Annotated in this window: 20 protein-coding genes and 1 pseudogene; 10 read left to right on the top strand and 11 right to left on the bottom strand. The window is 71.1% G+C overall.

Annotated features, from left to right (window positions below; all coding sequences use genetic code 11):
- Nucleotides 1-305: 305 nt before the first annotated feature.
- The 3 genes from dapF to ACN263_RS06510 are packed head-to-tail and all read right to left on the bottom strand — an operon-like array spanning nt 306 to nt 2,789.
- Nucleotides 306-1,163, bottom strand: a complete 858-nt coding sequence (gene dapF, locus ACN263_RS06520) for a diaminopimelate epimerase (protein ID WP_422738915.1) — start codon at nt 1,161-1,163, stop codon at nt 306-308.
- Nucleotides 1,164-1,170: 7 nt separating this feature from the next.
- On the bottom strand, nt 1,171-2,148 hold the full coding sequence (gene miaA / locus ACN263_RS06515) for a tRNA (adenosine(37)-N6)-dimethylallyltransferase MiaA (protein WP_422738914.1): 978 nt from the start codon (nt 2,146-2,148) through the stop codon (nt 1,171-1,173).
- A complete protein-coding gene (locus ACN263_RS06510) occupies nt 2,073-2,789 on the bottom strand; it encodes a hypothetical protein (protein ID WP_422738913.1) in 717 nt (238 codons plus the stop codon). Before ACN263_RS06510 ends, miaA begins: the two co-directional genes overlap by 76 nt.
- 201 nt (nt 2,790-2,990) lie before the next feature.
- On the opposite strand from ACN263_RS06510, the gene ACN263_RS06505 reads away from it, so the two are divergent.
- The 4 genes and pseudogenes from ACN263_RS06505 to ACN263_RS06490 all read left to right on the top strand — a co-directional run bounded on the left by ACN263_RS06505 (nt 2,991) and on the right by ACN263_RS06490 (nt 7,935).
- Nucleotides 2,991-4,199 carry a DUF349 domain-containing protein gene (locus tag ACN263_RS06505; protein ID WP_422738912.1) on the top strand — a complete coding sequence of 403 codons (1,209 nt, stop codon included), beginning with the start codon at nt 2,991-2,993 and terminating at the stop codon, nt 4,197-4,199.
- Between the two features lie 467 nt (nt 4,200-4,666).
- The gene (locus ACN263_RS06500; protein ID WP_422738911.1) at nt 4,667-6,274 is read left to right on the top strand and encodes a cellulase family glycosylhydrolase; all 1,608 of its coding nucleotides are present in this window, start codon (nt 4,667-4,669) and stop codon (nt 6,272-6,274) included.
- Nucleotides 6,275-6,387: 113 nt separating this feature from the next.
- Nucleotides 6,388-6,966 (top strand): annotated as a pseudogene (locus ACN263_RS06495) (cellulose-binding domain-containing protein); the annotation flags it as partial.
- A gap of 69 nt (nt 6,967-7,035) precedes the next feature.
- Nucleotides 7,036-7,935 (top strand): pectate lyase family protein, encoded by a 900-nt coding sequence (locus tag ACN263_RS06490; RefSeq protein WP_422740611.1) that lies wholly within the window; start codon nt 7,036-7,038, stop codon nt 7,933-7,935.
- Nucleotides 7,936-7,981: 46 nt separating this feature from the next.
- Here ACN263_RS06490 and miaB read toward each other — a convergent pair whose 3' ends face one another.
- Nucleotides 7,982-9,481 carry a tRNA (N6-isopentenyl adenosine(37)-C2)-methylthiotransferase MiaB gene (miaB, locus tag ACN263_RS06485; RefSeq protein ID WP_422738910.1) on the bottom strand — a complete coding sequence of 500 codons (1,500 nt, stop codon included), beginning with the start codon at nt 9,479-9,481 and terminating at the stop codon, nt 7,982-7,984.
- A 56-nt stretch (nt 9,482-9,537) separates the two neighbouring features.
- On the opposite strand from miaB, the gene ACN263_RS06480 reads away from it, so the two are divergent.
- The gene (locus tag ACN263_RS06480) at nt 9,538-9,792 is read left to right on the top strand and encodes a DUF2277 family protein (protein WP_422738909.1); all 255 of its coding nucleotides are present in this window, start codon (nt 9,538-9,540) and stop codon (nt 9,790-9,792) included.
- 53 nt (nt 9,793-9,845) lie between these two features.
- On the opposite strand, the gene ACN263_RS06475 is transcribed toward ACN263_RS06480, so the two are convergent.
- Nucleotides 9,846-10,325, bottom strand: coding sequence for a hypothetical protein (locus tag ACN263_RS06475; RefSeq protein WP_422738908.1), 480 nt, complete (start codon nt 10,323-10,325; stop codon nt 9,846-9,848).
- 241 nt (nt 10,326-10,566) lie between these two features.
- A complete protein-coding gene (gene selD / locus ACN263_RS06470; RefSeq protein WP_422738907.1) occupies nt 10,567-11,556 on the bottom strand; it encodes a selenide, water dikinase SelD in 990 nt (329 codons plus the stop codon).
- Nucleotides 11,557-11,750: 194 nt separating this feature from the next.
- Here selD and ACN263_RS06465 point away from each other — a divergent pair, with 194 nt between their 5' ends.
- The 4 genes from ACN263_RS06465 to ACN263_RS06450 all read left to right on the top strand — a co-directional run bounded on the left by ACN263_RS06465 (nt 11,751) and on the right by ACN263_RS06450 (nt 15,145).
- A complete protein-coding gene (locus ACN263_RS06465) occupies nt 11,751-12,506 on the top strand; it encodes an amino acid ABC transporter ATP-binding protein (RefSeq protein ID WP_422738906.1) in 756 nt (251 codons plus the stop codon).
- Nucleotides 12,507-12,563: 57 nt separating this feature from the next.
- Complete coding sequence (locus ACN263_RS06460; protein ID WP_422738905.1) at nt 12,564-13,499, top strand: glutamate ABC transporter substrate-binding protein; 936 nt, start codon at nt 12,564-12,566, stop codon at nt 13,497-13,499.
- Nucleotides 13,500-13,581: 82 nt separating this feature from the next.
- Nucleotides 13,582-14,238 carry an amino acid ABC transporter permease gene (locus tag ACN263_RS06455; RefSeq protein WP_355053238.1) on the top strand — a complete coding sequence of 219 codons (657 nt, stop codon included), beginning with the start codon at nt 13,582-13,584 and terminating at the stop codon, nt 14,236-14,238.
- A gap of 31 nt (nt 14,239-14,269) precedes the next feature.
- Nucleotides 14,270-15,145 carry an amino acid ABC transporter permease gene (locus ACN263_RS06450; protein ID WP_422738904.1) on the top strand — a complete coding sequence of 292 codons (876 nt, stop codon included), beginning with the start codon at nt 14,270-14,272 and terminating at the stop codon, nt 15,143-15,145.
- Nucleotides 15,146-15,208: 63 nt separating this feature from the next.
- Here the strand turns inward: ACN263_RS06450 and rny are convergent, their stop codons facing one another.
- Nucleotides 15,209-16,975, bottom strand: coding sequence for a ribonuclease Y (gene rny / locus ACN263_RS06445; RefSeq protein WP_422738903.1), 1,767 nt, complete (start codon nt 16,973-16,975; stop codon nt 15,209-15,211).
- A gap of 403 nt (nt 16,976-17,378) precedes the next feature.
- Nucleotides 17,379-17,555 (bottom strand): hypothetical protein, encoded by a 177-nt coding sequence (locus tag ACN263_RS06440; protein WP_422738902.1) that lies wholly within the window; start codon nt 17,553-17,555, stop codon nt 17,379-17,381.
- A gap of 24 nt (nt 17,556-17,579) precedes the next feature.
- Between ACN263_RS06440 and ACN263_RS06435 the strand changes: the two genes are divergently transcribed.
- Nucleotides 17,580-18,173, top strand: coding sequence for a hypothetical protein (locus ACN263_RS06435; RefSeq protein WP_422738901.1), 594 nt, complete (start codon nt 17,580-17,582; stop codon nt 18,171-18,173).
- Nucleotides 18,174-18,316: 143 nt separating this feature from the next.
- On the opposite strand, the gene ACN263_RS06430 is transcribed toward ACN263_RS06435, so the two are convergent.
- The 3 genes from ACN263_RS06430 to ACN263_RS06420 all read right to left on the bottom strand — a co-directional run bounded on the left by ACN263_RS06430 (nt 18,317) and on the right by ACN263_RS06420 (nt 20,428).
- Nucleotides 18,317-18,982 carry a regulatory protein RecX gene (locus ACN263_RS06430; RefSeq protein ID WP_422738900.1) on the bottom strand — a complete coding sequence of 222 codons (666 nt, stop codon included), beginning with the start codon at nt 18,980-18,982 and terminating at the stop codon, nt 18,317-18,319.
- 14 nt (nt 18,983-18,996) lie between these two features.
- Nucleotides 18,997-20,043 carry a recombinase RecA gene (gene recA / locus ACN263_RS06425; protein ID WP_088990914.1) on the bottom strand — a complete coding sequence of 349 codons (1,047 nt, stop codon included), beginning with the start codon at nt 20,041-20,043 and terminating at the stop codon, nt 18,997-18,999.
- Nucleotides 20,044-20,227: 184 nt separating this feature from the next.
- Complete coding sequence (locus tag ACN263_RS06420) at nt 20,228-20,428, bottom strand: DUF3046 domain-containing protein (protein WP_422738899.1); 201 nt, start codon at nt 20,426-20,428, stop codon at nt 20,228-20,230.
- Nucleotide 20,429: the final 1 nt, after the last annotated feature.

Below are 20,429 nucleotides of genomic sequence, written 5' to 3'. Positions count from 1 at the left end.
GTTGCCGGCGCCTTGCCGGTTGCTGGGCGTTTGCCGGCGCCTTGCCCGGTTGCTGGGCGTTTGCCGCCGCGAGAGCGTGGGAGCTCGGAAGGCGACCCCGACCGAGGGGTCTGTTCGCTCCCTTTGCTCTGCTTCAACCGAGGCAACACCCGGCGTCCGATAACCGGACACCGGGTGTTGCGTGGGGTGAAGCAGAGCAAAGGGCCGGCAACAACCAACGTCAGCCGATGAGCGGGCGCGCTCAGCATACACCCGTAGCCGGAGTGAGCAGCCTCAGCAGCGGACCGCAGCCGGAGTGAGCAGCCTCAGCCCCGAGCCGCAACGGACAGGGCGAGGAGGTCGACCTCGCCGGTGGCCACCAGAACGGCAGGGCCGGAGAGCCAGCACGAGTCCTCGGTGACCGTCACGGTCAGGCGGCCGCCGGGGACGTCCACGGCCATCACACCGGTGTCCCGTCCCGCGTCGCGCAGGGCCACGGCGGCCACCGCGCACGCGCCGGTGCCGCAGGACAGGGTCTCGGCGCTGCCGCGCTCGTACACCCGCATCCGGGTGTGGCCGTCGGTGTCGTCGACCGGGTCGCCCGGCACGATGAACTCGACGTTCACGCCGGCCGGGAAGACCGCCGGGTCGAAGCCGGGCGCGACGGTCAGGTCCAGCGCGGACAACTCCACGCCGCTGGGCAGGGCGCACACCAGGTGCGGGTTACCGACGTCCACCACCGTGCCGGACAGGGTCAGTCCGCCGAGGGTGGCGCTCGACTCGTCGTACATCCGAGGTTTGCGCATCTCGACGGAGACCGCACCGCCCTCGACCAGCGCGCGCACGACGCCGGCGCGGGTGGCCACCGGCAACGCCGCGCCGGCGGGCGTGGCGAGCCCGGTGTCGAGCAGGTAGCGCACGAAGACCCGGGCGCCGTTGCCGCACATCTCGGCGAACGAGCCGTCCGCGTTCCAGTAGTCCATGAACCACTCGGCCTCGCCGGCCTGGCCGGCGCCGTCGGGGTGCTTGGCCGCGCGGACCACCCGCAGCACGCCGTCCGCGCCGATGCCGCGCCGCCGGTCGCAGAGCGCCGCGACCAGCTCCGGGGTCAGCTCGAGCTGACCGTCCGGGTCGGGCAGGAGGACGAAGTCGTTGCCGGTGCCGTGACCCTTGGTGAACTCCACGACCCCATCATCGCGCAGTGGCCGGCACCAGACGCAGGGCGGCCTCAATCAGGTCCGGCGCCGCCGAGTCGAGCCACTGGATCCGGGGGTCGCGCCGGAACCAGGACCGCTGCCGGCGGACGAACCGCCGTGTGGCCCGGATCGTCTCGTCGCGCGCCTGCTCCTCGGTCAGCTCACCGTCGAGCAGGCGCAGCACCTGCTGGTAGCCGAGCGCCCGACTCGCCGTCCGCCCCTCGGCCAGACCACGACCCACCAGCTCACGGGTCTCGTCGACGAGCCCGTCGGCCCACATCCGGTCCACCCGCAGCGCGATCCGCTCGTCCAGCAGCCCGGTGTCGAGGTCGACGCCGAGCTGCACCGACGGGTAGTACGGGGTGGGCTGCGGCAGCGACGCGGTGAACGGCGCGCCGGTCAGCTCGATCACCTCGAGCGCCCGGACGATCCGCCGGCCGTTGGCCGGCAGGATGCTCTCGGCGGCGACCGGGTCGGCGGCGCGCAGCCGGGCGTACAGCGGCGCCGGCCCGACCTCGGCCAACTCACGTTCGAGCCGTTCGCGCAGCGTCGCGTCGGTGCCCGGGAACTCGAAGCGTTCCAGCACCGCCCGCACGTACAGCCCCGAGCCACCCACCAGCAGCGGCACCCGCCCCCGGGACAGGATGTCGTCCACCGCCGCACGGGCCAGCCGCTGGTACTCCGCGACGCTTGCCGGCTCGGTGACCTCCCAGATGTCGAGCAGGTGGTGCGGTACACCGTCCCGCTCGGCGGTGGTCAGCTTCGCGGTGCCGATGTCCATGCCCCGGTAGAGCTGCATCGAGTCGGCGTTGACCACCTCACCGTCGAGGGCGTGCGCGAGCGCGATGCTCAACGCCGACTTGCCGGCCGCCGTCGGCCCCACCACCGCGACGACCGTCACATCCGCTCCCAGGACGCCACGAAGTAGGCCACCCCGTAGGGCGCCGACTCGTGCAGCAACTCGCCGCGCCACCCGCCGCCGCCGGCGCGGGCCGCGTGGGCGAGCACCTGCCAGGCCGCCCGGCCGGCGACCTTCAACTGCGCCGACAGACCCGGGTCCAGGTCGCGCAGGGCGTCCAGGTCCGCCTCGGCCAGGGCGGTGGCGACCCCCTTGTCGTACGGGAGAGCGCGCTGGTCGTCGTACCCGGGGGCCTGCTGGCCCCGGCAGGCCGACCCGTCACCGAGTACGAGCAGCGCCACCCGGTCACCGGCGGCGGCGACCTGCGCGGCGAGCGCGGCCACCTCGGCCGGCCCGGCGTCGGCGGTGACCTGTACGGCGGTCACCTGGGGAGGCGGGGTGTGCCGGGACAGCAGCCACGCGCCGACGGTCAGGCTCAGTGGCAGCACGGCACCGCGGTCCGGCTGGCCGGGGACCAGGGGCACGTCGAGGTCGACTCCCCACGGCTGGAGCGAGCCGGTGGCCGGGGGCGGAACCGGACCGGTCACCGGGCCGACGCCGAGCAGCACCACCGCGTCCGCTCCGGTGGCCAGCAGCCGACCGACGGCGAGGTCACAGGCCGACCGGAGGTCGTCCAGTTCGCCGGCGGCGGCACCGGCCACCTCGGGCACGAGCAGGGGCGGATGCGGACAGACGGCGGCGGCGACCAGTGGCACCCGTTCACCGTAGCGGGAATCCCCGGTGCGTCTCCGCGGCGATCCGGTCAATCAGGCCCTAGGACACCGTATGGTCACGGTCGGCGATAGGCGCTCGACGCGGACCGGGTGAGACCTGTGACAATGCCGGAAGTAACTTGGCTGCGCCGTGGCGGCGACGGGGGTTCGTTCCCTCGACGCCGGGAGAACGAGGATGGGCACATGAGCGACTGGACTGCCTTCGGACGGGTGGACGCGGACGGCACCGTTTACGTCAAGACCGCCGAGGGCGAGCGGGTGGTCGGATCCTGGCAGGCAGGAGCGCCGGAGGAGGGGCTCGCGCACTTCGCCCGCCGCTTCGCCGACCTGGTCACCGAGGTGGATCTGACCGAAGCGCGGCTCAACTCGGGCGCGGCGGACGCCGGGCACTCGTTGAGCACGATCCGGCGGATCCGCGCCACGCTGCCGGAGGCCCACGTGGTCGGCGACATCGACGCCCTGACCGCCCGGCTGGACAAGTTGGCGACCCTCGCCGAGGAGAAGGCGACCGAGGCGCGGGCCGCCCGGGACGCCGCCCGTGGCGAGGCCCTGGCCCGCAAGACCGCCCTGGTCGAAGAGGCCGAGAAGCTCGCCGCGGAGTCGACCGGCTGGAAGACGGCCGGTGACCGGCTCAAGGAGATCCTCGACGAGTGGAAGACCATCCGCGGGGTCGACAAGAAGGCCGACGGCGAGCTGTGGAAGCGGTTCGCCGCCGCACGCGACGGCTTCACCCGACGCCGCGGCGCCCACTTCGCCTCCCTGGACGCGCAGCGCAAGCAGGCGCAGACCGTCAAGGAGGAGCTGGTCGCCGAGGCCGAGAAGATCTCGGACTCCACCGAGTGGGCGGCCACGGCCAACCAGCTCAAGGAGCTGATGACGCAATGGAAGGCCGCGCCCCGCGCCTCCAAGGAAGCCGAGCAGAAGCTCTGGGAACGGTTTCGGGCCGCGCAGGACGCCTTCTTCACCCGGCGCAGCGAGGTCTTCTCCGCCCGGGACAACGAGCAGCGCGGCAACCTGGAGCGTAAGCAGGCCCTGCTCGCCGAGGCCGAGGCCCTGGACATCGACGCCGACCCCAAGGGCGCCCAGGCCAAGCTGCGGGAGATCCAGGCCCAGTGGCACGAGGCCGGCCGGGTACCCCGCGAGGCCGCCGCCGGGCTGGAGCGCCGGTTGCGCGTCATCGACGACAAGGTCCGCGAGGTGATGGACTCCGCGTGGCGGCGTACCACCAAGGAGGACAACCCGCTGCTCGCCCAGATGCGGGCCCAGGTGGCGGAGGCCGAGGAGCGGCTGGCCCGGGCGCAGAGCGCCGGGGACGCCCGGCGGATCAAGGAGGCCGAGCAGGCGCTCGCCTCGAAGCGGCAGTTCCTGCAGCTCGCCGAGCAGGCCGGCTGACCTGACGCAGTCCACGAGCCCCCGGTCCCCGAGAGGGACCGGGGGCTCGCGCGTGTCCGGCGTCACTAGCCCCGCGCGTCGGCGCACGACGCACGAGGGGGGACTCCAAGATCCTCACAACATCCCGGAAGTTGCTGCCTCAGACGCGCGGGAAGCAGCAACTTCCCCGGCGTGGTGACGATCTTGGGGCGGGGTGAGGCGGCGCGGGGGCGAAGCGGGTGCGGGCAGTTGACGCATTGAGGTGGGCTGATGAGAATGGGCGACGGAGTCAGGTAGGGCCACCGGGCCGAGGGCGCCGACGGCGGGCATCGCCGTCGAGGATCGGTCGGTGAGCTGCCGCGAGTTTCCCGTCCGCGTGACATGGGCCGTCGCGCACTGTCCGCGTACCGCCAAAGGGCCGTGACGTGCGCGCGGCCGCCTGCCGGCGTCGTCGTTGGACGGCGTCGTGCCTCCGAAGTGGAGCTCGAATGATCCGTATGAAAGCGCTCGGTGGCGCGTTGACCGCGCTCGCCACCGCCGCGGCCGGTGTGTTCCTGGCCGCCGCTGTCAGCACCACCCCGGCTTCCGCAGCGGGTACCGGCACCGGATATCTGCACACGAACGGCAACCAGATCGTGGACAGCACCGGGGCCACGGTCCGGTTGACCGGCATCAACTGGTTCGGCATGGAGACCGACAACAAGACCTTCCACGGGCTCTGGTCGAGCAATCCGTGGCGGGGGCAGCTCGACACGATGGCCCGGCTGGGCTACAACACGCTGCGGGTGCCGTACTCGAACGACTCGATCAAGGCCGGCGCGACCGCCACCGGGATCAACGACTTCGTGAACCCGGATCTGGTCGGGCTGTCGCCGTTGCAGATCCTGGACAAGGTGATCGCCTACGCCGGCAGCAAGGGAATGCGGATCATCCTGGATCGGCACCGGCCGACGTCGGCCGGGCAGTCGCCGCTCTGGTACACGTCGACGGTCTCCGAGGCGACCTGGATCAACGACTGGAAGATGCTCGCCCAGCGGTACGCGGGCAATCCGACGGTGATCGGCGCGGACCTGCACAACGAGCCGCACGCCGAGGGGACCAACCCGGCGGCCACCGGCGCGTGCTGGGGTTGCGGCGACACGAACCGGGACTGGCGGCTCGCCGCCGAGCGGGCCGGTAACGCCATCCTCGGCGTGCAGCCCAACTGGCTGATCTTCGTGGAGGGGGTGAGCTGCCCGAGCGGTGGCCTCTCCAACGTCTGGGACAACGACCCGAGCAACGACGAGGACTGCGGCTGGTGGGGCGGCAACCTGTCGAAGGCGGGCCAGTACCCGGTACGGCTGAACGTGCCGAACCGGTTGGTCTACTCGCCGCACGAGTACGCGACGTCGGTGTACCGGCAGACCTGGTTCGACGCCCCCGACTACCCGGCGAACCTGCCGGCCATCTGGGACAAGTACTGGGGATACCTCTACAAGCAGAACATCGCCCCGATCATGATGGGTGAGTTCGGCAGCACCCTGGCCGACCCGAAGGACCGGGTGTGGCTGGAGAAGTTGATGGCGTACACCGGCACCGGCGTGACCGGGATGTCATTCACCTACTGGTCCTGGAACCCGAACTCGGGCGACACCGGCGGCATCGCGCTTGACGACTGGACCAACGTCAACACCACCAAGCAGGCGATCCTGCAGCCGTACCTGATCGCCCCGAACGGGGGCGGACCCACCGGAGGCCCCACCGGCGGGCCGACCGGTGGCCCCACCGGCGGGCCGACGAGCGCGCCTCCGGGCGCCTGCACCGCCACCTACCGGCAGGTCAACGCCTGGCAGGGCGGCTTCCAGGGTGAGCTGACCGTGAAGAACACCGGCACCGCAGCGGTGAACCCGTGGTCGGTCACCTGGAGTTGGCCGTCCGGCGTGACGCTGGGCAGCGGGTGGAACGCCACCGTCACCCAGTCCGGCACGACGGTCACGGCCGCCGCGCCCAGCCACGCGCCGTCTCTGGCGGCGGGCGCCTCGGTCACCGTGGGCTTCACCGCCAACGGTACGGCCAGCGCCCCGGCGACCGTGAAGCTCAACGGCGCGAGCTGTTGAGCAACCGAGGTGGTCGACGCCCACGCCGAGGGCGTCGGCCACCTCGGGCCGGGCGCGCACCAACTCAGGCGCAGGACGACCGCGCCCCGGCCGCACGGAGCATTTACATCCAGATGCTTCTATGTTTCCATCGGGAAAGCGCTTGCCTCCGTCGCGGCCGGCGCGAGCGCGGGAGCCGCTCTCCGCACCGAACCGCACCGGCGGACCCGGGACCTCAGATCCCGGCCCACCTCGCCGCCCAAGGGCATGGGCGTCGCGAGGGCGTGTCCGCCTCACCGAAAGGAAGCAGCATGCGCACAGCACAGCGTCGAACGACGCTGCTCGCCACCACCGCCGCCGCGACCGTCGCCCTGGTCACCGGCGGCCTCCTGACGGCCGTGTCGGCCCAGGCGGCAGCCGGCTGTCAGGTCGCCTACTCGGTCGCCAGCCAGTGGCCGGGCGGGTTCACCGGCAACGTCACGGTCACCAACCTCGGCGACCCGGTCTCCGGGTGGACGTTGCGCTGGTCGTACGGGACCGGCCAGCAGGTCAGCCAGGCGTGGGGGGCCACCGTCACGCAGAGCGGCGCCGAGGTGTCGGCCGCCAACGTCGACTACAACGGCAACCTGGCCACCAACGGCAGCGCCTCATTCGGCTTCAACGCGAGTTGGAACAACTCCAGCAACCCGGCCCCGACCAGCTTCACGCTGAACAACGTGGCCTGCACCGGCGGCACCACCACACCGACCACCGCCGCACCGACCACCCCGGGCACGCCCACCATCTCACCGATCCCCAGCCAGTCGCCGCCAAGCGTTCCGCCGCAGACCGGCCTGGTCGGCTGGGCCACCCAGAACGGCGGCACCACCGGCGGCGGTGGCGCCCCGGCGACCACCGTCACGAACGCCTCGGCGCTCACCAGCGCGCTGAACGCGACCGGGTCGGCGGTGATCCGGGTGTCCGGCACCATCTCCTGCTCGGGCATGCTGCGGGTCCGGTCCAACAAGACCATCCTCGGCAACTCCGGCGCGACGATCGTCGGCTGTGGACTCAACATCAGCGGCGACCGCAACGTCATCATCCGGAACCTGACGTTCCGGGACTGGAACGACGACGCGATCAACGTGCAGGAGTCGGCCACCAACATCTGGATCGACCACAACACCTTCAGCAACGGGTACGACGGCGCGGTCGACATCAAGCGTGGCTCGGACTTCGTCACCGTGTCGTGGAACCGGGTCTTCAACCACGACAAGACCATGCTGCTCGGCCACAGTGACGACAACGGCGCCCAGGACACCGGGCACCTGCGGGTGACGTACCACCACAACTGGTTCGACGGCAGCAAGCAGCGCAACCCCCGGGTGCGCTTCGGCAACCCGGTGCACGTCTACAACAACTACTACCGGGCCAACACCGGCTACGGCGTGGCCTCCACCGAGAACGCGGGCGTGCTCGTCGAGGGCAACTACTTCGAGAACGTCCCCGACACGTACCACCTCGGCGAGGCCGACTCCGGGCCGGGCAAGCTGGTCGCCCGGAACAACCACTTCGTCAACTCGCCCGCCGGGCAGACCGGTGGCAGCGTCGCCAGCATCCCGTACTCGTACCAACTGGACACCGCGAGCAACGTCAAGTCCATCGTGACGGGCGGTGCCGGCGCCGGTCGCATCACGGTCTGACCGTGGGTCGGTCGGGGTCCGCCGGGCCGGCGGGCCCCGACCGGGGTCAGTGCGCGGCGCAGCCGCTCGTCGGCGCGGGCGCCGCGGCCGGGGCACCGACCGTGGGCAGGCCAAGCAACACCCCGGGGGTACGCGGGGAGCGGCCGGCCTCGGCGGCGTCGCCGGCCCGGGTCCGGCGGTGCGACAGGGGTGCCCCGTCGGCGTTGAGGTGGTGCGGCGCGGCGTACGTGATCTCGGTGTGCACGATGTCGCCGGGGCGGATCGCACCGGCGAAGCTGCCGGCGTCGAAGTGCACCAGCCGGCCGTCGCGGGCCCGGCCGGACAGCCGCCCGGTCCGCTCGTCCTTGCGGCCCTCGCCGACCGCGACCAGCACCTCGACGGTCTCGCCCACGAGGCGCTTGTTCTCCGCCCAGGTGATTTCCTCGACGGTGGCGATCAGCCGCTCGTAGCGTTCCTGCACGACCTGCTTGGGCAGTTGGCCGTCCATGGTCGCGGCGGGGGTGCCGGGGCGCTTGGAGTACTGGAAGGTGAAGGCCGACGAGAAGCGGGCCTCGCGCACCACGTCCAGCGTGCGCTGGAAGTCGGCCTCGGTCTCGCCCGGGAAGCCGACGATGATGTCGGTGGTGATCGCCGCGTCCGGCATCGCCGCCCGGACCTTCTCGATGATCCCCAGGTACCGCTCGGAGCGGTACGACCGGCGCATCGCCTTCAGCACGTCGTCGGAGCCGGACTGCAACGGCATGTGCAGCGAGTGGCACACGCTCGGGGTCTCGGCCATCGCGGCGATCACGTCGTCGGTGAAGTCCTTCGGGTGCGGGCTGGTGAACCGGACCCGCTCCAGGCCGTCGATCTCACCGGTCGCGCGCAGCAGCTTGCCGAACGCGTACCGGTCGCCGAACTCGACGCCGTACGAGTTGACGTTCTGCCCGAGCAGCGTCACCTCCAGCACGCCCTCGTCGACGAGCGCGCGCACCTCGGAGAGGATGTCGCCGGGGCGGCGGTCCTTCTCCTTGCCGCGCAGGGAGGGCACGATGCAGAACGTGCAGGTGTTGTTGCAGCCCACCGAGATCGAGACCCAGCCGGCGTACGTGGACTCGCGGCGGGTCGGCAGCGTGGACGGGAAGACGTCCAGCGACTCCAGGATCTCCACCTCGGCGGCGGCGTTGTGCCGGGCCCGTTCCAGCAGCACCGGCAGCGCGCCGATGTTGTGCGTGCCGAAGACCACGTCCACCCAGGGCGCCTTGCGGACGATCTCGCCACGGTCCTTCTGCGCCAGGCAACCACCGACGGCGATCTGCATCCCCGGGTGCTTGTCCTTCACCGGGCGCAGATGACCGAGGTTGCCGTAGAGGCGGTTGTCGGCGTTCTCCCGCACCGCGCAGGTGTTGAAGACGACGATGTCGGGGGCGTCGTCGGCCTGGGGCGCGCGCACGTAGCCGGCCTGTTCGAGCAGGCCGGAGATGCGCTCGGAGTCGTGCACGTTCATCTGGCAGCCGTAGGTGCGCACCTGGTAGGTGCGCGGGCTGCCCGCCGCTGCGGTAGTCATGACCAGGACAGCGTATCCGGGTCGACCGGATCACCCCGAACCGAGGAGCACCCGACATGTGCCGAAGCATCAAGACGCTGCGCGAGCCGTTCACCCCGCAGGTGACCGACGCGGACATCGAGGCGGCGGCGTTGCAGTACGTCCGGAAGATCTCGGGCTTCCGGGCGCCCGCCGCGCACAACGCCGCCGCGTTCGATGCCGCCGTGGCCGCCGTGACCGAAGCCACCCGCACCCTGCTCGACCACCTGGTCGTGCGGGGCGGGTCGAACGCCGCCGATCGACCCGCCGCCGCCACCACCGAGCGCGGCTGACGCCCCCCGGCCCGGCCGGCTCGGCGTGAGCGGCCCGGCCGGCTCGGTGGCGGTCAGGCGGCGGCGAGGACCGGCGCGACGGTGTCGGGCGCCCAGCGGGAGCGGTGACACTGCGACCAGCCCCGGCAGCCCGGGTCACCCAGCGAGCAGAGCCGTCGCCGGCTGAGCACCTCGCCGTCGTCGGTGTCCCGGACGTCGAAGTGCACCGGGCGGACCGTGCCGTCCGGTGCGACGAGCAGGTGCCGGGTGGCGTCGAGGGTGTCGTCCCGCAGCAGGCAGTCCCGGCCCAGCAGCCGGGCCAGCGCGGCGATGCTGGCGTGCTCGGAGAGCCGCTCGGGCACCCCGTAACAGTCGATCACCGTCGGGAACTCGCCCGGCGCCTGCCAGACGTCACACACCACCGCGTACGCCGGCAGTCGCGCCGGGTCCGCCACCGCCAGCGGCATCACCACCCGACCGAGCGCCTCGGCCAGCGCCGGGTAGACCTCCACGGGTCGTACCCGGTCGATTCTCCAGTTCCACAGCTCGGTCATTCCGCCTCCTCGCTGCGTTCGTCCCACCGGCCTCCGGATCGGGCCTTACTGACGATGGTGGGGGGCATATGACCTCAGCCGGGGGCAAGTTACCGGTCTGTGACCATTCCGGGCAAAATTTCCCTGAGCGGCATTGCTCGGAGTAGCGGGAAGGTGACAGTTTATCGGGTATCGTGCGCCGACCGGCACCACCCGGAGGGCGTGTCCCGGCACCACCGGTAGCGGTTCCGTGAGCCGAGCGTCAGCGCAGGACAACCAGGTGCTCCCCGCGCGGCAGCAGCTCACCGACCACCGGTACGCCCGGCAGCTCACCGGCCACCAGCAGACCGCCGGACGTCTGCGCGTCGGCCAGCAGCAGCCGCTCCCCCTCGTCGGCCGCGCCGAAGTCCGTCCACGGCGTGACCCACTCCAGGTTGCGCCGGCTGCCGCCGCTGACGTACCCGTCGCGCAGCGCCTCCCGCGCGCCCGCCAGGTACGGCACCCGGGCCGTGTCGATGGCCACCGTCAACCGGCTGGCGCGGGCCAGCTTCGAGGCGTGCCCGAGCAGGCCGAAGCCGGTCACGTCGGTGCCGCACCGAATGCCGGCGGCGACGGCGGCGCGGGCCGCGTCCCGGTTGAGCGCGCTCATCGAGGCCACGGCCTCCGGGAAGCTCTCGCCGGTGGACTTGTGGCGGGTGTTGAGCACGCCCACGCCGAGCGGCTTGGTCAGGGACAGCGGTATCCCGGCTCGGCCGGCGTCCAGAGTGATCAGCTCCTCGGGGCGTACCGTGCCGGTGACCGCGAGTCCGTACTTCGGACCGTCGTCGTCCACGCTGTGCCCGCCGGCCAGGTGACAACCGGCCTCCCGGGCCACGTCCTGGCCGCCGCGCAGCACCTCGCGCGCCAACTCCAGCGGTAGCACGTCCCGCGGCCAGCAGAGCAGGTTCAGCGCCACCAGCGGCGTGCCGCCCATCGCGTACACGTCGGACAGCGCGTTGGCCGCGGCGATGCGCCCCCAGTCGTACGCGTCGTCGACGACCGGGGTGAAGAAGTCCGCGGTGCTGACCAGGCCGGTGCGCTCGTCCAGGCGGACCACCGCGGCGTCGTCGCCGTGGTCCAGACCGACCAGCAGTTCCGCGCTGCCGGTGGCCGGGCCGAGACCCGCCACCATGGCCTCCAGCTCGCCCGGCGGGATCTTGCAGGCGCAGCCGCCGCCGCGCGCGTAACGGGTCAGCCGTACGGGTTCGGTCATCCCCCCATGATCTCGGCAACCGCGTGCCGCCGCCACCGTCGCGGCCCAGCGGTGACCGAAACCGGACGCCGGTAGCCGATCGTGACCGGTGTTACCGCTCCGTGACCAACTGGGTTGCGTTCCGCCACATCACGCCGCCTACAGTTGCCCAACCGGGGGTCGACCGACCCCGCTCCGGGGAGACGACAGGGACGGTGGACGACGTGACGACGGGCGAACCGCTCATCGTGCTGGACGCGGTCAACAAGTGGTTCGGACCGCTGCACGTGCTTGACGACGTCTCGCTGTCGGTGGGTCGGGGCGAGGTGGTCGTGGTCATCGGCCCGTCCGGCTCCGGCAAGTCGACGCTGTGCCGCGCCATCAACCGACTGGAACCGATCAACTCCGGCAGCATCACCTTCGACGGTCAGCCGCTGCCTGCCGAGGGCAAACCCCTCGCCCAGCTGCGCAGCGAGGTGGGCATGGTGTTCCAGTCCTTCAACCTCTTCGCCCACAAGACCATCCTGGAGAACGTCACCCTCGGGCCGATCAAGGTTCGCAGGGAGAAGCCCGCCGTGGCCCGCGAACGCGGTCTGGCCCTGCTGGACCGGGTCGGTATCGCCAACCAGGCGGACAAGTTCCCGGCGCAGCTCTCCGGGGGTCAGCAGCAGCGGGCGGCGATCGCCCGCGCCCTGGCCATGCAGCCCAAGGCGATGCTGTTCGACGAGCCCACCAGCGCCCTCGACCCGGAGATGGTCGGCGAGGTGCTGGACGTGATGACGTCGCTGGCGCGGGACGGCATGACCATGGTCGTGGTCACCCACGAGATGGGCTTCGCCCGGCACGCCGCCAACCGGGTCATCTTCATGGCCGACGGCCAACTGGTCGAGGACGCCCCGCCTGCGGAGTTCTTCGCGAACCCGCGCAGCGACCGGGCCAAGGACTTCCTCTCCAAGATCCTCACGCACTAGGCGTCCGTAGTGGAGCGCGCCGCACAGGGGCGGGCTCCGTCGAAGAAGGAGAAGAGTATGCGTATGACGCGCGTGGCGGCGGTCGCCATGATGGCCTCCCTCGCCCTGTCCGCCGCGGCCTGCGGCAAGGAGGGCGAGCCGACCCCGAGCGCGGGCGGGAACGCCTCCGGCGCCGCCCAGGGGGACACCTGCAAGAGCTCCGGCGCGACCTTCACCCCGAAGGCGGACGCTGCCGTCGCCGGCAGCCCGACCTTCGACAAGATCAAGGCGGCCGGCACGGTCTCCGTCGGCGTCAAGTTCGACCAGCCGAACCTCGGCTACAAGGACGCCCAGGGCAAGCGGTGCGGCTTCGACATCGAGATCGCCCAGTACGTCGCCAGCACGCTCGGCATCGACCCCGCGAAGATCCAGTACAAGGAGATCGCGTCGGCCAACCGGGAGACCGCGATCAAGGGTGGGGAGGTCGACTACTACGTCGGCACCTACTCGATCACCGACAAGCGCAAGAACGACATCTCCTTCGCCGGCCCGTACTTCGTCGCCGGCCAGGACCTGCTGGTCCGCAAGGACGAGTCGTCGATCACCGGCAAGGACACCCTCAAGGGCAAGAAGGTCTGCTCGGCCACCGGCTCGACCCCGATCCAGAAGGTCCGCGACGAGGGTCTGACCGAGGCGAACAACATCGTCGAGTTCAAGACCTACTCGGAGTGCGTGTCGCAGCTGCTGGACAAGAAGGTCGACGCCGTCACCACCGACGACGCGATCCTCAAGGGCTACGCGGCGCAGAACCCGGACGAGCTGAAGGTTGTCGGCCAGCCGTTCAGCACCGAGAAGTACGGCATCGGCCTGCCGAAGGACGACAAGGCGCTGCGCGACTACGTCAACGACCAGATCGAGGCCGCCTTCAGCAACGGCACCTGGCAGAAGATCTACGACGGCACCCTCGGCCTGTCCGGCTCGGCCGGCACCCCGCCGAAGGTCGAGCGGTACTGATCGACCCGGCTCGACACGAGTTGCGGCGCCGGGCGGGGCTCGTCCCCGTCCGGCGCCCGTGGAGAGGGACTGAGAGCGAGGCATGGGCGAGTTCTTCCGCGTACTGACGGACAACGGGCAGCTGTTCGTCGACGGGTTCACCAACACCGTCAAACTCTTCCTGATCGCCGCGGTCGGCAGCCTCGTCCTCGGCACGCTGCTCGGCGCGATGCGGGTCTCCCCCGTGCCGGCGCTGCGCGCGTTCGGCGCCACGTACGTCAACCTGGTGCGCAACACCCCGTTGACGCTGGTCTTCGCGTTCCTCGTGTTCGCGGTGCCGAAGCTCGACGTCAATATCGACTACTTCCCCAGTGCCGCCATCGCGCTGACCGTCTACACCTCGGCGTTCGTCTGCGAGGTGATCCGCTCCGGCGTCAACACGGTGGCCGCCGGGCAGGCCGAGGCGGCCCGCGCCCTGGGCATGACCTTCGGTCAGGTGCTGACGCTCATCGTGCTGCCGCAGGCGCTGCGGGCGATGGTCCCGCCGATGGTGAGCGTGTTCATCGCCATGCTGAAGAACACCACGATCGCCGCCGGTTTCTCGGTGCTGGAGGCCGGCGCGATCCCCGCGTACATGGCCGAGCGGGGCGAGCCGCAGTTCGCCGTCCTGCTCTGGATCACCATCGGCTTCCTGATCCTGATCCTGCCGCTGGTGGCGTTGCAGCGGTTCCTGGAGCGCAAGTGGAGGGTGGCCCGATGAGCCCCGCAGTCGTGAACGGAGGGTGGTTGAGGTGAGCCAGGCATCGGTCCTCTACGACCTGCCCGGGCCCCGCGCCAAGCGGCGCAACGCGCTCCTGGGGGTCGTCTCCACCGCCGGCATCATCGCGCTGCTCGCCTACGTCGGCTACAAGTTCGCCGACACCGGCCAGTTCGAGGCCCGCAAGTGGGAGCAGTTCCAGTACGCCTCGGTGCAACGCGAACTGCTCGGTGGTCTCTGGGCGACGTTGAAGGCGGCCGGCATCGCCGCCGTCCTGGCGCTGCTGTTCGGCGCGGTCTTCGCCAGCGGCCGGCTCAGCGACAAGTGGATCCTGCGGGCCCCGTCGACGTTCGTGGTGGAGCTGTTCCGGGCCATCCCGCTGCTGATCCTGATCTTCTTCGGCTACTACGTGCCGTTGCAGTACGGCTGGTCGATCGACAAGCTGTGGGCGCTGGTCATCGGGCTGATGCTCTACAACGGCTCGGTGCTCGCGGAGATCTTCCGGGCCGGCATCAACGCGGTGCCGTACGGGCAGACCGAGGGCGCGTACGCGATCGGCATGCGCAAGAACCAGGTTCTGCGGCTGATCCTGCTGCCGCAGGCCGTCCGGTCGATGCTCCCGGCGATCGTCAGCCAGCTCGTCGTGCTGCTCAAGGACACCGCGCTGGGCTTCATCATCACCTACCCCGAGCTGCTGTTCGTGGGTAAGCAGATCGGCGGCCGGTTGCCGTTCGGGCTGCCGTACGTGCCGACGTACCTGATCGTCGCGGCGATCTACATCGCCATCTGCGGCGCGTTGTCGATCCTGGCCTGGTGGTTGCAGAAGCGGATGGGCCGCGCGCCGCGCACCGCGGCGAAGGTGCTGCCCTCGCAGAATGTGGGCGACGATGCCGTCGGCCGGATGATCTGACCGGGAACCAGCACGAACGACGGGCGGGTGGCCGAGGCCACCCGCCCGTCGCGTGTCTGCCGGTCAGCGGGCGATCTCGGTGACCCGGGACTCGCGGACCACGGTGACCCGGATCTGACCGGGGTAGGTCAGCTCCTCCTCGATCTGCTTGGCCACGTCCCGGGCCAGCACGGCCGCGCCGATGTCGTCCACGTCGTCCGGCTTGACCATCACCCGGATCTCCCGGCCGGCCTGCATGGCGAAGACCTTGTCCACACCGAGCTTGCCGGCCGCGATCTCCTCGATCCGCTCCAGCCGCTTGACGTACGCCTCCAGGCTCTCCCGCCGCGCCCCCGGCCGACCGCCCGAGCAGGCGTCGGACGCCTGGGTGAGGACGGCCTCGATGGTCTGCGGCGGCACCTCGTTGTGGTGCGCCTCGATGGCGTGCACCACGTCCTCGTGCTCGCCGTACTTGCGGGCCAGGTCGGCGCCGATGATGGCGTGGCTGCCCTCGACCTCGTGGGTGAGCGCCTTGCCGATGTCGTGCAGGAACGCCGACCGCTTGATGGTGGGCACGTCCAGCCGCAGTTCGGCGGCCATGATGCCGGCGATGTGCGCGGTCTCGACCAGATGCTTGAGCACGTTCTGGCCGTACGAGGTGCGGTAGCGCAGCCGGCCCAGCAGGGTGATCAGCTCCGGGTGGATCTCGGTGATGCCGACCTCGACCAGGGCGTCCTCGGCGGCGCGCAGGCAGAGCTGCTCCACCTCCTGGCGGGCCAGGTCGTAGACCTCCTCGATCCGGTGCGGGTGGATCCGCCCGTCCAGCACGAGCTTCTCGAGGGTGAGCCGGCCGACCTCACGGCGCACCGGGTCGAAGCAGGAGAGCAGCACCGCCTCGGGGGTGTCGTCGATGATCAGGTTGACGCCGGTCACCGACTCGAAGGCGCGGATGTTGCGGCCCTCGCGGCCGATGATGCGGCCCTTCATCTCGTCCCCGGGCAGGTGCAGGACGCTGACCACGCTCTCCGCGGTCTGCTCGCTGGCCACCCGCTGGATCGCGTCCACCACGATGTGCCGGGCCCGCTGCTCGGCGGTGTTGCGCGCGTCGGACTCGATGTCGCGCACCAGCAGCGCCGCCTCCCGCTTGGCGGACGTCTCGATCGCCTCGATCAGCTCGAGCCGGGCGGACTCGGCGGTGAGGCCGGCCACCCGCTCCAACTCCCGGCGGCGCAGCTCCTCGGCCTCGGCCAGTTCGGCCTCGCGCTGGGCGAGCGCGGACTCCCGGGCCGCGAGGGCGGCGCTGGCCGCCGTGAGCTGCCGTTCCCGCTCGGCGAACCGCTCGACCTCCTCGGTGTGCAGCCGCTCCCGCTCGTCCATCCGGGCCGCCCGACGCTCCACCTCGGCGGCCTGTTCACGGGTGGTGGCGGCGAGCACCGCGACCTCCCGCTCGCCGCTGCGGCGCGCGGCCGTACGGAGCTGCTCGGCGTCCGCCTCGGCCTGCTTGTGTGCCCGTTCCAGCACGGTGTCCGCCTCGGCGCGGGCGTCGTCGAGCACCCGCCGGGCCTCGGCACGGGCCGCCTTCGCCTCGGCCTTCGCGGCAGCCGCCTCGGCACGGGCCGCGGAGGCGGCGGACTTCGCCACGTCGATCGTGCTGTTCGCCTGGTCGGCCGCGTCGCGCAGCGCGGCCAGGGACTGCTCCTGCCGGTCCTTCTCGGCGATGAAGGCGGGATCCTCCGGAACGGGCGCCGAGCCGATCCGGCGCAGCGTCCGGATGCCGACCAGCACCGCCGCGACCACGACCACGGCGAGGATCAGGACGGCCGCGAGGAGCACCACGTCGAGGGCGTTCATGCCGGAACCCCGCGAGGTCCATCCGTGCGTCTGTGCCGCCGCCCCGCCATGGCCGCCTCCCCTGAACGTCATGACCGCAGCGACCGTGCCCAGGGCACACTCCTGCGGCTGTGGACGCCCGACCGGAGCGGCTGGCCGTGGATAGCTCTCTCCGCCGGCGGTGCCCTCGGGCATCGTCGGCGACCGGGTGCAGTTGTCGCGGCGTCCCGGACCGGCCAGTCCGGAACTGCCGCCAAAGGCCGTGGAGCCGGCCAAAGTGATGCTGTTCTGTTACGAGATCTATGTTGTGCGCTTAGCCTGCGATGGTCGGGCAATGTGAGCCTGTATGGCGAGGCTAGGTCTCCGAGGGCGGTCTGGTCAAGGACTCATGATCAAACCCCCCGAACGGAGAGAAGTTGCAGCGTCACGCAAAGCTGATGTCGTGTCGGACACGGCGGGACAAAGGCGGCGAGCCGACGCCCTCGATTCGGATGTCGTGCCTGTTCAGCGCCGCCGACACCGGGGCGTCGGGCCGACTGTGTGACAACAACGACCCCGGCAGCGCGTCACGCACTCGCACCATCGGCGGATTGTCGATCATCTGACCTTCCCCTACCGTCCACGCATGATGCGGAAGTTGCTCCTGTTCGTGGGCGTGTTGGCGCTGTCGTTCGGCGCCGTGGTGGTCTTCGCGAACTGGCGGGCGACGACCGGCTCGGAGGGCACGCAGGGCACGGCAGCGCTCAAGGCCGGTGAGCGGACCACCACCGCGGACGGGCGGATGAGCTACACCGCACCGGCGGAGTGGACGGCCCGCCCCTGCCCGCCGCGGGGCGAACCGGACTGCACCCAGGTCTCGCCGAAGGCCGGGGGCGAGGGCGACATCGTCATGCTGATGACCATGGAGCCGAACCCGGTGGAGGGCTCAGTGATGGACCTGTTCCTCGTCGACGACCCCGCCGTCGCGCCAACCGATCCGGCGGTCCAACGGCTCACGCTCGACGGCGCGAAGGCCGTACGGATCGACTCCTACAAGTTTCCTCCCGAGCCGATGGCGAACATGGAGGGGTTCCCCGGCGTCGCTGACGTCATGGTCTACGGCGTCATCCCCGACAGCACCGACGAGTTCGCGATCATGTGTCGGCACGGGGTGCTGCCGGCGGCGCAGATGCGGGCGGGCTGCGACCTGATCGTGGAGAGTCTGCGCTTCCCTCGCTGACCCCACAACCCCGCGCCGCCGCCCCGCCACCCCCGCGATCTTGCACTTTCTGTGGCGACAGAACGGGCTGTATCCCACATTTCCCCAGCAGAAAGTGCAAGATCGGCGCGGGTGATGGGCGTGGCCTCGGGGGGACCAGCGACTCACTCGCCCTCGGCGTCGGCGAGGGCGTCGGCGTCGATCTGCTCGGCGAACTCGGCCGCCTCGGCGCTCTGCGCGGCGAGCGCGTCCTTCACCGCCCGGATCGCCACGCCCGGCGGGTAACCCTTGCGGGCCAGCATGCCCACCAGCCGGCGGAAGACCGCATCCGGCTCACCCCGGGCGGTCCGTAGTTTGCGCTCCACGAGGGCCCGGGCGGTCTCCGCCTCGGTCTCCTCGTCCAGCTCGCCCAGCGCCTCGGTGGCCACCTCGCCGTCCACGCCCTTACGGCGCAACTCGTTGGCGAGCGCCCGGCGGGCGAGGCCCCGCCCGGAGTGTCGGCTCGACACCCAGGCTCGGGCGAACGCGGCGTCGTCGATGATGCCGACCTCGTCGTACCGGTCGAGCACCTCGGCCGACACCTCCTCGGAGATGCCCCGCTTGGCCAGCGCCCCGGCCAGCTCGGCGCGGGTACGCGGCCGGACGGCGAGCTGGCGCAGGCAGATCTCGCGGGCCACCTCGGACTCGTCGCACGGCGTGGACGCCTGCTCGTCGGTCGGCGGCTCGGCCCGACGGCCACCCCGGCGGGGACGCGGCGGATCGGCGGCGTCGCCCGTACGAGGCGGACTGGCATCCCAGCCCCGCCCCGTACGAGCGCGTCGTCCTGCCATGGGTCAGCGACCGGTCAGAAGTCGACCGGCGGCAGCTCCGGGCCACCGGCGGCGTCGCCCGCGCCGACCCCGACGCCGAGCTTCTCCAGGATCTTCTTCTCGATCTCGGCGGCCACGTCCGGGTTCTCCTTCAGGAACTCCCGGGCCTTCTCCTTGCCCTGGCCGAGCTGGTCGCCGTCGTACGTGTACCACGCGCCGGACTTGCGGATGATCGCCTGCTCCACGCCGACGTCGATCAGCGAGCCCTCGCGCGAGATGCCCTTGCCGTACATGATGTCGAACTCGGCCTGCTTGAACGGGGCGGCGACCTTGTTCTTCACGACCTTGACCCGGGTGCGGTTACCGACCACGTCGGTGCCGTCCTTGAGGCTCTCGATGCGGCGCACGTCGAGCCGGACCGAGGCGTAGAACTTCAGCGCCCGACCACCGGTCGTGGTCTCCGGGCTGCCGAACATCACGCCGATCTTCTCCCGGAGCTGGTTGATGAAGATCGCCGTGGTGCCGGTGTTGCTGAGCACACCGGTGATCTTGCGCAGCGCCTGGCTCATCAGCCGGGCCTGGAGACCCACGTGGCTGTCGCCCATCTCGCCCTCGATCTCGGCGCGGGGCACCAGGGCCGCCACGGAGTCGATCACGATGATGTCCAGGGCGCCGGAGCGGATCAACATGTCCGCGATCTCCAGCGCCTGCTCGCCGGTGTCCGGCTGGGAGACCAGCATCGCGTCGGTGTCGACGCCGAGGGCCTTCGCGTACTCCGGGTCGAGCGCGTGCTCGGCGTCGATGAAGGCGGCGATGCCGCCGTTGCGCTGGGCGTTCGCCACGGCGTGCAGGGCCACCGTGGTCTTACCGCTGGACTCGGGGCCGTAGACCTCGATCACCCGGCCGCGCGGGAGACCGCCCACGCCGAGCGCCACGTCGAGCGCGATGGAGCCGGTCGGGATCACGGCGGTCTGGACGACCGGCCGCTCTCCCAGCCGCATCACCGAGCCCTTGCCGAACTGCTTGTCGATCTGAGCGAGAGCAAGGTCGAGTGCCTTCTCCCGGTCAGGCCCTGCTGCCATGGTTGCCACCCCTGCCTTCGCCGGCGTCTTTGCTGAGCTTCGCGTCACGCGGACACGCTAGGCGCTAGGTCCGACAGAAAACCAGCCGACGGGCCGCGAGCTGTGGACGAGCACCCCGCTGTGGACAATAGCCGAACAGGTGTACGACTCGACAAGCGACACGCGGAACCGGCGAAAAGGCTGCTCAGCGTAGTCGCGCGGGCACGCGGTCGGGGTACGCGGCGCACACCGCCCGCCACACCGCGTGGGTCTGCTCACCCGCCGCCAACGCCTGCTCGATGGTCCGGCCGCCAAGCTGGGACAGCACCTGATCCCGGGCGATGCTGGCCGCGTAGCCCGGCCCGAACGCCTCCTCCAACCGCGCCCAGAAGTCGGTCAGCCGCACG

Source organism: Micromonospora sp. WMMD729 (genome assembly GCF_049315225.1).
Classification (GTDB): domain Bacteria; phylum Actinomycetota; class Actinomycetes; order Mycobacteriales; family Micromonosporaceae; genus Micromonospora.
The sequence above is the reverse complement of the archived record's forward strand: the minus strand, read 5'-3'. Positions and strand labels throughout refer to the sequence as shown.